Here is a 15,268-nt window from a genome sequence, read left to right as displayed (position 1 = left end):
TGAAGCCGTTGGGAAGCGGCATCACCGTGGCGCCGGCGGCCACCGCGAGGGTGCTCTCACCGCTGGTGAGGGAGGTGCACGCGAGGTGCAGGGCGACGAGCGACGAGGAGCACGCCGTGTCGACGGTCACGGCCGGGCCCTCGAGCCCGAACACGTACGACAACCTGCCCGAGAGCACGCTCGGGCTGGTGCCGGTGACCATGTGCCCCTCGGAGCCGTCGCCGGCCCCGCTGCCGTAGTCCTGGTAGGACGAACCGACGAAGGCCCCGGTTCGGCTGCCGCGCAGGGTCGCCGGTGCGATCCCGGCGCGCTCGAAGGCCTCCCAGGTCGTCTCCAGCAGCAGTCGCTGCTGGGGGTCCATGGCCAGCGCCTCACGCGGGGAGATCCCGAAGAAACCGGGGTCGAACTCGCCCGCGTCGTGCAGGAACCCGCCCTGGGTCGAGTAGGTGGTACCAGCGTGGTCGGGGTCGGGGTCGTAGAGGGCTGCGGCGTCCCAGCCTCGATCGGCGGGGAACTCCGTGATGGCGTCGGCACCGGACGAGACCAGGTCCCAGAACTCCTCCGGAGAGCTGACACCGCCCGGGAAACGGCAGCCCATACCGACGATCGCGATGGGGTCGTCCGACGGGGCGGAGCCCGCACCCGGTCCCGCGGACTCCCCCGCACCGGCGCCGAGGAGCTCGCCGAGGACGTACTCGGCGAGCGCCGACGCGCTCGGGTAGTCGAAGACCATCGTGGCGGGCAGGGCCAGGCCGGTCGCGGTGGCGAGGCGCTGACGCAGCTCGACCGCCGTCAGCGAGTCGAAGCCGATGTCGCGGAACGCCCGTCCAGCGGGCACCTCCTCGACCGAGCCGTACCCCAGCACCGCCGCCGCTTCGCCGCGCACGAGCTCGACCAGGACCCGCAGCTGGTCCGCCTCCGCGAGACCGCTGAGGCGGCCCGCCAGCTCACCGGACGGACCTTCCGCGTCCACGGAGTTGCCCGAGAGGGTCGCAACCTCCGGCAGGTCACCGAACAGAGTGCTGGGCCGCACGGCGGTGAAGATCGGGAAGTACCGCGCCCAGTCGACGTCGGCCACCACGACCGTGGTGTCACCGCGCAGGACGGCACCGACGAACTCGGAGACGGCCCGGGCAGGGGGCAGGAGGCGGAGCCCGCGGCGGCGCAGGTCACCGGACACGATCTCGTCCGCGCCCATCCCCGCCTCGGCCCAGGGACCGTAGGCTATGGAGGTGGCCGTCAGGCCGCGCGCACGCCGGTGTTCGGCGAGTGCGTCCAGCATCGCGTTCGCCGCGCTGTAGGCGCTTTGGCCACCACTGCCCCAGACGCCCGCGATGGATCCGAACAACACGAACATGTCCAGCTCGCGGTCGGCGAGCAGGGCGTCGAGGTGCACCGCGCCCGCGACCTTGGCGGACATCACCTCGGCGACCAAGGGCAGCCCGAGCGTGTCCAGGCCGTCGGAATGGGAGACACCGGCCGTGTGCACGACGCCGGTGACGTCGAACTCTGCGAGCAGCGCGGCGACCTGGTCCCGCTCGGCGACGTCACAGGCGACGACGTCGACGCGGGCACCCAGGGCGGTCAGCTCGGCCCGGAGCTCGTCCGCGCCGGGTGCGGCGGGCCCCCTGCGGCTGGTGAGCAGCAGGTGCCGCGTCCCGCCACGGGCGAGGCGACGTGCGACCTCTGCTCCGAGCGCTCCGGTTCCGCCGGTCACCAGCACGGTTCCCCGCGTGGAGATGTCGTCGGCGACGACGGGTGCCACCGGGCGTCGCGCGATCCTCCGGCCGAACACGCCCTCCGCGCGCACCGCGATCTGGTCCTCACCGGCAGGTCCGGTCAGTGCGGCGACGAGCCTGCGAGCCACCTGGTCGTCGAAGGCCTGCGGCAGGTCCACCAGGCCACCCCAGCGCCGTGGCACCTCCAGGGCGGCGGTCCTGCCGAAGCCCCACACCGCGGCCTGGGCTGGATGCCTCACGTGGTCGTCCGCCCCGGTCGACACGGCACCACCGGTCACCGTCCACACAGGAGCCCCGAGGTCCGCCTGTGCGAGGGCCAGTGTCTGGACGAGTCCGACGGTGAGCACGGGGTGAGCCGTGCTCGGCCGTTGGTCGAACGCGAGCAGCGACACGATTCCGGCCGGGTTCTCGAACCCGGCGAAGCGTTCCACCACGGAGTCGTGCTCGCCGAGCGCGACGTACTCGACCTCCGCTCCGTGCATGTGCAGCGCGTCGCACACCTCGTCAGCGGGCGCGTCGATCGATTCACCGCCGACCACCAGCCACAGGCCTTCGAGCGTGGCGGCGACGTCTCCGAGGCGGTGCCAGGCGACCCGGTAGCGCCACGACTCGAGCCGCGACCGCTCCTCCGCACCCCGGCGCCAGGCGGACAGCGCGGTGAGCAACGACTCCGGTGTGGTGACCTGGCCTTCCTCCAGGCGCAGGAGCGCCGCGAGCGCTGCCGGGTCACCTTGTTCCACCACCGACCACAGGGTGCCGTCGGCGAGGGTGGTGGCCTGGTCGCCCCGGTCAGCCGCCAAGCCCTCTGGCCAGTAAGCCACGTGCTGGAACGCGTAGGTGGGGAGATCGATCCGCCGCGCGCCCCGCCCGGCGAAGTAGCGGGACCAGTCCACCGGGACGCCCGCCACGTGCAGCCGGGCCACGGCCGTCGCGGCGGCGATCTCCTCCGCTCGATCCGACCGCAGGACCGGCACCGCCAGCACGTCGCCGTCGTCACCGGCGATGTCGCCGATCATGGCGGACAAGACGCTGTCCGGACCGAGTTCCACGAACGTCGTCACCCGCGACTCGCGCAGAGCGCCGACCGCGTCGGCGAAGCGCACGGTCGCGCGCACGTGCTCGACCCAGTACTCCGGGGAGCAGAGCTGCTCCCCGGTGGCGAGGGAACCGGTCAGCGCGGACACCAGCGGGATGCGCGGCGCCGAGAACGTCAAGCCCTCGACCACCTCGCGGAACTCTTCCAGCATCGGGTCCATCAGCGGCGAGTGGAACGCGTGGGAGACGCGCAGTCGCTTGGTCTTGCGGCCGTCCGCCTCGATCCGCGCGGCCACCGCCAGCACGGGTGCTTCCTCGCCCGCGATCACGACCGAGTTCGGGCCGTTGACCGCCGCGATCGACATCTCCGCGGTCAGCAACGGGGTGATCTCGTCCTCGCGGGCCTGGACCGCCACCATCGCACCGCCCCGGGGCAGCGCCTGCATCAGGCGACCACGCGCGCAGACCAGGGCGCAGGCGTCCTCGAGCGACAGCACACCCGCGACGTGCGCGGCCGCGATCTCGCCGATCGAGTGGCCGGCGAGGTAGTCCGGGCGGACACCCCACGACCGCAGCAGGGCGAACAGCGCCACCTCGACCGCGAACAGGGCCGGCTGTGCCCAGCCCGTCCGGTCGAGCGATTCCGCGTCCTCGCCCCACATCACCTCCCGCAGCGGCCGGTCGAGGAAACGGTCGGCCGCGGCGATCACGGTGTCGAGTGCGTCCGCGAAGACCGGGTACCGCAGGGAGAGCTCCCTGCCCATGCCGATCCGCTGGCTGCCCTGGCCCGCGAACACCACGGCGAGCTTGCCGGGCGGGAACTGCTCGCTCCCGATCACGCCGGTGCCGGGACCGCCCTCGGCGAGTGCGGTGAGCGCCCGCGTCAGCGACTCGCGGTCACCCGCCACCACCGCGGCGCGGTGCTCGAAGGCGGACCGGGTGGTCGCGAGCGAGAACGCGACATCGAGGTCCCGGATGTCGGCCCTGCCGTCCACGAAGGACCGCAGGTGTGCCGCCTGGCCGCGCAACGCCTCGGGAGACCTGGCGGAGAGCACCCAAGGAGCGGCGGGAGCATCTGCGGGCTCCGGCGAGGCCACCGGTTCGGGTTGCTCGATGATCACGTGCGCGTTGGTGCCGCTGATGCCGAACGACGACACAGCAGCTCGTCGCGGGCGCTCGACCTCCGGCCACGAGAGGTTCTCGGTCGACAGCTCGACTGCGCCCTCGGACCAGTCCACATGGGACGAGGGAGTGTTGACGTGCAACGTCTTCGGCACGACACCGTGCCTCAGGGCCTGCACCATCTTGATGATCCCGGCGACACCGGCGGCCGCCTGCGTGTGACCGATGTTCGACTTCACCGACCCCAGCAACAGAGGACGCTCGCGGTCCTGACCGTAGGTCGCGAGCAGCGCCTGCGCCTCGATCGGGTCACCCAGCGTCGTACCCGTACCGTGCGCCTCCACCACGTCCACATCGGACGTTCCGAGTCCCGCACTCGCCAACGCCTGGCGAATGACTCGTTGCTGCGACGGACCGTTGGGCGCCGTGAGCCCGTTGGATGCGCCGTCCTGGTTGACGGCCGAGCCGCGCACCACGGCCAGCACCTGGTGGCCGTTTCGCTGGGCATCCGACAGGCGTTCCAGCACCAGCATGCCGACGCCCTCGGCCCAGCCCACACCGTCCGCGCTGTCGGAGAACGCCTTGCACCGCCCGTCCGGGGACAGCCCGCGCTGACGCGAGAACTCCACGAACGACGCCGGCGTCGACATCACCGTCACACCACCGGCCAACGCCAGCGAGCACTCCCCCGCCCGAAGAGCCTGCATCGCCCAGTGCAACGCCACCAACGAGGAGGAGCACGCGGTGTCGATGCTCACCGCGGGGCCTTCGAGTCCGAGGGTGTAGGCCACCCGGCCCGACGCGATGCTCGGCGATGTCCCGCTGCCCTGGTGGCCCTCGAAGTCACCGCCGGCGAGAACGGCGCCGTAGTCGTTGTACATCACGCCCGCGAACACACCGGTCTGGCTGCCGCGCAACGACACCGGGTCGATCCCGGCCCGCTCCACCGCCTCCCACGACACCTCCAGCAACAACCGCTGCTGCGAATCCGTCGCCAACGCCTCCCGAGGAGACATCCCGAAAAACCCCGGATCGAACTCACCCGCATCGTGCAGGAACCCACCCGAGCGGGTGTACGACGTACCGGCGTGATCGGGATCCGGGTCGTACAAGCCTTCCAGGTCCCAGCCACGGTTGCGCGGGAACCCGGTGATCGCGTCCCGGCCTTCGGCCACCAACCGCCACAGGTCCTCCGGCGAGGCCACCCCACCCGGATACCGGCACGCCATCCCCACGATCACGATCGGATCGCCGGTCACGGCCCTCGCGGAGGGCGCGAGGTCGACGGTCTGGCGCCCTTCCACCTCCTCGATCAGGAAGCCGGCCAGCGCGTCGACGGACGGGTAGTCGAACACCAGGGACGCGGGCAGCCGCATGCCCGAGACCGAGGCGAGCCGGTTGCGCAGCTCCACCGACATCAGCGAGTCGAAGCCCAGTTCCTGGAACGCCTTGGTCACGTCGACGTTCGCGGTGTCGGAGTGTCCCAGCACGGAGGCGACCTGTGCCCGCACGAGTTCGACCACCGCGGGCCTGCGCTCGTCCGCGGACAGGCCGGACAACAGCCGGGCGAGCTCACCGGTCCCGGCCACCGACCGGCGCGCGGGGGCGCGGACGAGGCCGCGCAGGATGCCGGGAACGTCGCCCTGCGACCGCAGCGCGCGCAGGTCGAACTGGGCCGGCACGACGACCGGCTGGTCGACGGCCAGTGCGGCGTCGAACAGCGCGAGACCCCGCTCCACCGACAGCGGCGGCATGCCCGAGCGCGACATCCTCTCGATGTCCACCGCGGACAAACCTGTGGTCATGCCCGTGCCGGACTCCCAGGGTCCCCACGCCAGCGACGCCGCCGGCAGACCGAGACCACGCCGGTACCGCGCCAGCTCGTCCACGAACGCGTTCGCCGCCGCGTAGTTCGCCTGCCCGGCGGCACCGAGAACCCCGGCCACCGAGGAGAACAGCACGAAACCACGAAGATCGAGGTCGGCCGTCAGCTCGTGCAGGTGCCAGGCAGCGTCGGCCTTGGCCCGCAACACCGAGGACAGCCGTTCCGGCGTCAGCGACTCCACCACACCGTCGTCCAGAACGGCCGCCGCGTGCACCACCGCCGTCAACGGATGCGCATCGCACACCCCCGCCACCACAGCAGCCACCGCGTCGCGATCCGACACGTCGCACGCCACCACGTGCACCGAGGCACCCAGCCCGGCCAGTTCCTCCACCAGGGCGTCGGCACCCGGCGTCCCCATCCCACGCCTGCCGGCCAGCACCACATGCCGCACACCACGCTCAGCCACCAGGTGCCGAGCCACCACAGCACCCAGACCACCCACACCACCGGTGACCAGAACAGTCCCCTCCGGATCCCAGCCCCGGTCTTGCCCCGGTGACGCCGCGGCCCTGGCTAGCCGAGGAGCCAGCAGCCGCCGGTCGCGGACGACGAGCTCGGACTCACCCGAACCCAGTGCCTGGAACAGCAGTCCGGCGTCCACGGTGCCGCACTCCAGTTCCACGAGCCCGAACCGCCCGGGGTGCTCGGACATCGCCGACCGCAGCAGACCACGCACCGCGGCCGCGGCCAGGCCACCGCGGGTCACGAAGACCAGGCGAGAGTCCTCGGAACGGTTCTCGCCCAACCACTCCTGGACGAGCTCCAGCACCCGCGAGGTCGCCTGGTGGGCGGCTTCCCGCACATCGTCCGCATCGCATCGCACCGGGACGACCACCACGCCGTCCGGCACGGCCGCCAGGTCCTCGCACACCTCGACGCCGAGGTCCAGTCCCGTTCCCAGCACGGCGACCGGTTCGACCTGCTCGCCCATGACCGGCGCGACCCACTCCACCTCGAACAGGGCGTCCGCGCCCGCGGCGAACTGGTCGGCGGTCACCGGACGCACCGTCAGGGAGTCGACGCTCAGCACAGGTGCACCGGTCTCGTCGGCCGCGGTGAGCGACACCTGCCCGGTGCCGGACCTGACCAGCCTGACGCGCAGTCCCGACGCGCCGGAGGCGTGCAGTGACAGTCCCTGCCAGGAGAACGGCAGTCCTGCCGGTTTCTCGTCCCCACCCTCCAGCATCAGCACGTGCAGGGCCGCGTCGAGCAGTGCGGGATGCACGCCGAAGGCAGCGGCCTCGTCCCGCTGGTCGTCCGGCAGCACGACCTCGGCGAAGTACTCGCCGGCGGTGCCGCGCCACGCCCGCCGCAGTCCCTGGAACGCCGGGCCGTAGCCGAAGCCCGCGTCGGCAAGAGCGTCGTAGCACCCGGCCAGTTCCAGTCGCTCGGCACCGTCGGGGGGCCACGCCGCCGCGAAGCGGGACTCGACCACGGGCTCGCCGGACGTGAGCACACCACTCGCGTGGAGCACCCAGTCGTCGTCACCGCCGTCATCGGGCCTCGAGTGCACCCGGACGACCCGGCTCCCGTCGTCCTCCGGCACACCCACCCACACCTGCACCTGGATCGCTCCGCGACCGGTCAGCACCAGGGGCGCGACCATGGTCAGCTCGTCGATCCGCCCGCAGCCCGCCTCGTCACCCGCGCGCACCGCCAGCTCGGCGAGCGCGGTGGCGGGGACGAGCGTCTGCCCGAAGACGACGTGGTCGGCGAGCCACGGGTGAGCAGGCAGCGACAACCGGCCCGTCAGCACGACCTCACCGGTCCCCGCGACCGAGACGGCGGCTCCGAGCAGGGGGTGCTGCGGCGAGCCCAGTCCGGCCGCGGCCACATCGGTCGCGGCGGAGACTCCCCGCGGCCAGAACCAGTCGTGGTCGAAGGCATAGGTCGGCAGGTCCGCGAACCGCCCGGCAGGCACGATCCGGCGCCAGTCGACCTCCACACCGCCCACGTACAGCTGTCCCACAGCGACGAGCACGGTGCTCTCCTCGTCGCGGTCCTTGCGCAGGGCGGGAACCGCGAGGCCGTCCTCGACCAGACCGGTCAGCACGCCGTCCGGTCCCAGCTCCAGGAACACCGTCGCTCCGGCGTCGGACAACGCGTGTAGCCCGTCGGCGAACCGGACCGCCTCCCGCACGTGCCGCACCCAGTACCCCGGCGAGCACACCTCGTCGGTGACCAGAGCACCGGTCACGTTCGACACCAACGGCATCAACGGCTCACGGAACGACACACACTCCAGCGCCGCCGCGAACTCATCGAGCATCGGCTCCATCAACGGCGAGTGGAACGCGTGCGACACGCGCAGACGCGACGTCTTGCGATCCCCGAACCGAGCGGCGATCTCCAGCACCGCGGCCTCGTCGCCCGCGACCACCACCGAGTCCGCCCGGTTCACCGCCGCGACCGACACACCCTCGCCCAGCAACGGCAGAACCTCGGCCTCCGTCGCCGCGATCGCCACCATCGCCCCGCCCGACGGCAACGCCTCCATCAGACCGGCACGAGCCCGCACCAACGTGCAGGCGTCATCCAGCGACAGCACCCCGGCGACATGCGCCGCCGCCACCTCACCGATCGAATGCCCCGCCACGAAATCCGGCGTGACACCCCACGACTCCACCAACCGGAACAACGCCACCTCAACCGCGAACAACGCCGGCTGAGCAAAACCCGTACGGTCCAGCAACTCCTGATCCGAACCCCACATCACGTCCCGAAGCCCCGGCTCCAACCGAGCCAGCACCTCGTCCAACGCCGCAGCGAACACCGGGAACCGCCCGTACAGGTCGCGGCCCATCCTCAGCCGCTGCGAACCCTGACCCGAGAACAAGAAGGCCACCCGCCGGCCCGCCGCCACGCCACGCGCGACCTCGGCAACACCCTCCTCCGAAGCCAGCAACACCGCCCTGTGCTCGAACACCGAACGCCCCAGCAGGGTCCAGCCCACGTCTGCCCGCGAGTCCGCGACAGCCTTCAACCGCTCGACCTGCGAGCTCAGAGCGGCCTCGGACTTGGCTGAGACCACCCACGGCACCACACGTGCATCCACCGGCTCCGGTACGGCCGCCGGCTCCGGCTGCTCGATGATCACGTGCGCGTTCGTGCCGCTGATCCCGAAGGACGACACACCAGCACGCCGCGGCCGACCCACCTCCGGCCATGCGACAGACTCCGTCGACAGCTCGACCGCACCCTCGGACCAGTCCACATGCGACGAAGGCGCGTCCACGTGCAACGTCTTCGGGACAACGCCGTGCCGCAACGCCTGCACCATCTTGATGATCCCGGCGACACCGGCTGCCGCCTGCGTGTGACCGATGTTCGACTTCACCGACCCCAGCAACAACGACCGATCCCGATCCTGACCGTAAGTCGCGAGCAGCGCCTGCGCCTCGATCGGATCACCCAGCGTCGTACCCGTACCGTGGGCCTCGACAACATCCACATCGGACGGTGACAGCCCCGCACTCGCCAGCGCTTGACGGATCACCCGCTGCTGCGACGGGCCGTTCGGCGCCGTCAACCCGTTCGACGCACCATCCTGGTTCACCGCCGAACCACGTACCACGGCCAGCACCTGGTGACCGTTGCGCCGGGCATCGGACAGGCGTTCCAGCACCAGCATGCCGATGCCCTCGGACCAGCCCACACCGTCCGCACTGTCCGAGAACGCCTTGCACCTGCCGTCCGGGGACAGGCCGCGCTGACGCGAGAACTCCAGGAACGCTCCCGGCGTCGACATCACCGTCACGCCACCGGCGAGCGCGAGCGAGCATTCTCCGGCCCGCAACGCCTGCATCGCCCAGTGCAACGCCACCAACGACGACGAACACGCCGTGTCCACCGACACAGCAGGACCTTCGAGGCCCAGCGTGTACGCCACCCGGCCCGACGCGACACTCGGCGATGTCCCGCTGCCCTGGTGGCCCTCGAAGTCACCGCCGGCGAGAACGGCGCCGTAGTCGTTGTACATCACGCCGGCGAAGACGCCGGTCTGGCTGCCGCGCAACGACACCGGATCGATCCCGGCCCGTTCCACCGCCTCCCACGACACCTCCAGCAGCAGACGCTGCTGCGAATCCGTCGCCAACGCCTCCCGAGGAGACATCCCGAAAAACCCCGGATCGAACTCACCCGCGTCATGCAGAAACCCACCCGACCGCGTGTACGACGTACCAGCGTGATCCGGATCGGGGTGGTAAAGGCCGTCCAGGTCCCAGCCGCGGTTCACCGGAAAACCGGTCACCGCATCACGACCGTCCACCACCAGACGCCACAGGTCCTCCGGCGAGGACACACCACCCGGATACCGGCACGCCATCCCCACGATCACGATCGGATCGCCGGACGTGGCCGGCACCGCCCGCGCGCTCGCGACCTCGGCGACCGACCCGAGCGCCTCGTCGACGAGGAACCTGGCGAGCGCGTCGACGGACGGGTAGTCGAACACCAGCGTCGCGGGCAACCGGACGCCCGCCACCGCGGCGAGCCGATTGCGCAGCTCCACCGCCGTCAACGAGTCGAACCCGAGGTCCTTGAACGCACGGGCGGCATCCACCTCAGCCACGTCCGCGTACCCGAGCACGGCGGCCACCTGGGCGCGCACCAGTTCCACGGCCACGTTCCGGCGCTCGTCGTGGTCCAGCCCGGACAACCGCCGCGCCAGCTCACCGGTCCCGGCCACCGTCCGGCGCCCCGGAACGCGGACCAGCCCGCGCAGCACCGCGGCGACGTCGCCACCGGCGCGCAGCGCGGGAACGTCCAGCCGGACCGGCACCACCACCGGCTCGCCGGTGGCCAGGGCGGCGTCGAACATCGCCAGCCCCTGCTCCACCGACAGCGCCGGCACCCCCGACCGCGACATCCGTTCGAGGTCCGCACCGGCGGTCATGCCCGTCTCCCACGGCCCCCAGGCCAGGGACGCCGCGGGCAGCCCGAGACCGCGCCGGTACCGCGCCAGCTCGTCCACGAACACGTTCGCCGCGGCGTAGCCGGCCTGGCCCGCGGCGCCCACGACACCAGCGAACGACGAGAACAGGACGAAACCACGAAGATCGAGGCCGGCTGTCAGCTCGTGCAGATGCCACGCCGCATCGGCCTTCGCCCGCAACACCGCCGACACCCGCTCCGGCGTCAACGACTCCACCACACCGTCGTCCAGCACGGCCGCCGCGTGCACCACCGCCGTCAACGGATGCGCATCAGGCACCTCCGCCAGCACAGCAGCCAGCGCCTCACGATCCGACACATCACACGCCACCACCCGCACCGAGGCACCCAGCCCCGACAACTCCTCCACCAACGCACCAGCACCCGGCGTGTCCATCCCACGCCGACCCACCAACACCAGATGCCGCACACCACGCTCAGCCACCACATGCCGAGCCACCACAGCACCCAGACCACCCACACCACCGGTGACCAGAACGGTCCCCTCCGGATCCCATCCGGAATCCTCGGTGACCGCTCCCGGCGCCAGGCGGGCCAGCCGGGCCGCGAACAGCCGCCCGTCCCGCACGGCCACCTCGGGCTCCCCCGTGCCCAGGGCGGCCGACAGCAGCGCGGGGTCGACGTCGCCAGGCGGCAGGTCCACCACCCCGAACCGGCCGGGGTGCTCGGACATCGCCGACCGCAGCAGACCGCGCACAGCCGCCGCGGCCAGTCCACCGCGGGTCACGAAGACCAGCCGCGAGTCCTCGGAACGGTTCTCGCCCAGCCATTCCTGGACCAGGGCGAGAGCAGACGACGTGCAGCGGTGCGTCGACCCGACCACGTCGTCCGAGGCGCCTTCCACCGCGACGAGGACGGTTCCCCCGGACGTCCCGGTGAGGCCGTCGAGCCTTTCGGCGTCGAGGCCGAAGGTGTCCGCGCCGATGACGGCGACCGCGGCCACCCCGGGCCCGCTGGGCAGGGCAACGGACTCGATCCGGTAACCACCGTCGGTGGCCGTGAGGGTGCCGGCACCCGCCCGCAGGACGAGGGTGTCGACCGACGCCACCGCCGCACCGGACTCGTCGGCGGCGGCGATCGCGACCGCGTTCTCCCCCGCGCTGGTCAGGCGCACCCGGATCGCCGTCGCGCCCGAGGCGTGCAGTGACACGCCCTCCCAGGAGAACGGCAGGGCACCGGGGGTGGTCATGCCGGTGAAGGAGACCGCGTGCAGGGCCGCGTCGAGCAGCGCCGGGTGGATCCCGAACGACGTGCCGTCCTCGGCCTGGTCGGGGAGGACCACCTCCGCGAACACGTCACCCGCACGCCGCCACACCGCGCGCAGCCCCTGGAACACGGGGCCGTAGCCGAAGCCCGCGTCGGCCAGTTCGTCGTACAGGCCGTCCAGTGCGACCGGGTCGGCCCCGGCGGGCGGCCATTCCCGCGCGTCGAACTCCGCGGTACGGGCTCCCGTCGCCAGCACGCCGCTCGCCAGCTGGGTCCAGGGCTCGTCGTCCGCGCCGTCCGGGCGCGAGTTGATCGTCAGGGGACGGCGACCGGTCTCGTCCGCACTGCCCACCCACAGCTGCACCTGCACGCCGCCCTGTTCGGACAACACGAGCGGCAGAGCCAGCGTCAGCTCCTCGACCACGTCGCAGCCGACCTCGTCCCCCGCTCGGAGCGCGAGTTCGAGCAGTGCCGTCCCCGGCACGAGCAGGTTCCCGCGCACCGCGTGGTCGGCGAGCCACGGGTGCGACTCGATGGAGAGCCTGCCGGTCAGGAGCACGCCGTCGGAGCCGGCGAGGGAGATCGCGGCGGCGAGCAGGGGGTGGCGGGCGGCGCCGAGGCCCGCCGTGCGCAGGTCACCGAGATCAGCGAAGGCGTTCTTCGGCCAGAAGCGCTTGTGCTGGAAGGGGTACGTCGGCAGGTCGACCAGTCGCGGCTCGGCGGGCGCGAAGTAGTCCGCCCATCGCAGGGGAACTCCCCGCACGTGCAGGGCCGCCACCGCGGCGGCGACGCAGTCCGGCTCGGCCTTTCCCCTGCGGAGCAGAGGAAAGGCAGTCACATCGTCGGCGCAGTCCTGGGCGAGCGCGGAGAGGACGCCATCCGGACCGGCCTCCAGGAACGTGGTCACCCCGTGCTGCCGCAGCCATTCGACGCTGTCGGAGAAGCGGACCGTCCGACGGACGTGGTCCACCCAGTAGTCGGCCGAGGTCAGCAGATCGGCCGCTGCCTGGGCCCCGGTCGCGGTGGACACCACGGGCACCAGCGGCACCTGCGGGGACAGGCCCGTGACGACCTCGCGGAACTCCGCCAGCATCGGTTCCATCAGAGGCGAGTGGAACGCGTGCGACACGCTCAGGCGGCTGGTCTTGCGTCCCCGGCCCTCGAAGTGGGCGGCCACCTCCAGGACGGCGGCCTCCTCGCCCGCGACGACGAGCGCCGCCGGGCCGTTGATCGCCGCGATCGACACCAGGTCCGACAGCAGCGGGCGGACCTCGGCCTCCGTTGCCTGGATCGCGACCATCGCCCCTCCGGAGGGCAACGCGCGCATCAGTCGTCCCCTGGCGGTCACGAGGACGGCGGCGTCCGGCAGGGAGAACACACCGGCGACGTGCGCGGCGGCGATCTCACCGATCGAGTGCCCGGCGAGGAAGTCCGGCCTGAGGCCCCACGACTCGGCCAGCCGGTAGAGGGCCACCTCGATCGCGAACAGCGCGGGCTGGGCGTATCCCGTGTCGTTCAGCGTCTCGCTGTCGTCGCCCCACATGACCTCCCGCAACGACCGGTCGAGGTGTGCGTCCAGTGCGGCGAGCACCTCGTCCAGAGCCTGTGCGAAGACCGGGAAGCGACGGTAGAGCTCACGTCCCATGCCGACGCTCTGCGATCCCTGTCCGGTGAAGAGCACCGCGAGCTTCGGACGGCCCAGTGCGACGCCCTCGACCAGCCCGGCCGCGGGCTCACCCGCGGCCAGCGCGGCCAGACCGGTCCGGAGCTGCTCCAGGTCCGTCGCGACCACCGCCGCGCGGTACTCCATCGCTGATCGCGAGCACGCCAGCGAATAGGCGACGTCGACCAGTTCTCCGTCCACACCGGACAGCAGTGCGGCCTGTGCCCGCAGTGCCGCACGTGTCCTGCCCGCGACGACCACCGGCAAGGCGGCTGGTTCGTGCGCGGGCCGCTGCTCGACGGGCAGTTCCGGAGCCTGCTCGATGACGGCGTGGGCGTTCGTACCGCTGATGCCGAAGGACGAAACCGCGGCGCGGCGCGGTTCTCCCGTCTCCGGCCAGGCGACGTTCTCGGTCACCAGGCGGACGGCTCCCGCCGTCCAGTCCACCTTGGACGTGGGCTCGTCGACGTGCAGGGTCCTGGGCACGACCCCGTGCCGCATCGACATGATCATCTTGATGACGCCCGCCACACCGGCCGCCGCCTGCGTGTGGCTGATGTTGGACTTCACCGATCCGAGCAGCACCGGCCGGTCCGCCGGACGCGCCTGCCCGTAGGTCGCCAGCAGCGCCTGGGCCTCCACCGGATCGCCGAGCGTCGTCGCCGTGCCGTGTGCCTCGACCACGTCCACCTGGTCGGCCGACAGCCTGGAGTTGATCAATGCCTGTTCGATGACCCGCTGCTGGGAGGGACCGTTCGGAGCGGTGAGGCCGTTCGACGCCCCGTCCTGGTTGACCGCCGATCCCCTGATCACCGCCAGCACCCGGTGACCGTTGCGCCGGGCGTCGGACAGCCGCTCCAGGACGAGCACGCCGACGCCCTCTGCCCAGCCGGTTCCGGTCGCGGAGTCGGCGAACGAGCGGCAGAACCCGTCCACCGCGAGGCCACCCTGCTTGCTGAATTCGGCGAACGTGGCCGGGCTCGACATCACGGTCACGCCGCCCGCCAGCGCGAGCGAGCACTCCCCCGACCGCAGCGACTGGGTGGCCAGGTGCAGGGCGACCAGGGACGACGAGCACGCCGTGTCGATCGTGACCGCCGGACCCACCAGGCCGAAGGTGTAGGAGATCCGTCCGGAGAGGACGCTGCCGGTGGTGCCGGTCAGGCCGAAGCCCTCGACGTTGTCGTCCGGGCCGACCCGGTAGTCCTGTGCCATCGCGCCCATGAACACGCCGGTGGGGCTGCCCTTGACGGACACCGGATCGACGCCCGCGCGTTCGAACGCCTCCCAGGCGGCCTCCAGCACGACCCGCTGCTGCGGGTCCATCGCCAGAGCCTCGCGAGGTGAGATGCCGAAGAAGTCGGCGTCGAAATCGGTCGCCTCGTGCAGAAAGCCGCCGGACGCGGTGTCGGAGCCGCCCAGCGCCTCCACGTCCCACCCACGCCCAGTGGGAAAGGCGGAGATGCCGTGCTCCCCGTTGACGACCATCGTCCAGAGATCTTCAGGGCCCGTCACGCCTCCGGGATAGCGGCAACTCATACCGATCACCGCGATCGGCTCCGTGCTCGCCGTCTCCAGCTCGTGCAGTCGCTGGCGCGTGGTCCGCAGATCGGCGGTCGCGCGCTTGAGGTAGTCCCGAAGCCTCTGCTCGTGGTCCAT

1 protein-coding gene (only partly in view) is annotated in these 15,268 nt (G+C 71.7%); it reads right to left on the bottom strand.

What is annotated here, in order from left to right; all coding sequences use genetic code 11:
• Positions 1–15,268, bottom strand: the beginning of a protein-coding gene (locus ND450_RS07775; protein WP_253325480.1) for a type I polyketide synthase. The gene continues 17,144 nt to the left of window position 1, outside the view; the window shows 15,268 of its 32,412 coding nt (coding positions 1–15,268); the start codon lies at positions 15,266–15,268; its stop codon lies off the left edge, out of view.

The sequence above is a fragment of the Lentzea sp. HUAS12 genome (genome assembly GCF_024125735.1).
Lineage (GTDB): Bacteria > Actinomycetota > Actinomycetes > Mycobacteriales > Pseudonocardiaceae > Lentzea > Lentzea albida.
Note: the sequence above shows the minus strand (reverse complement) of the source record. Positions and strands in the feature narration are given on the sequence as shown.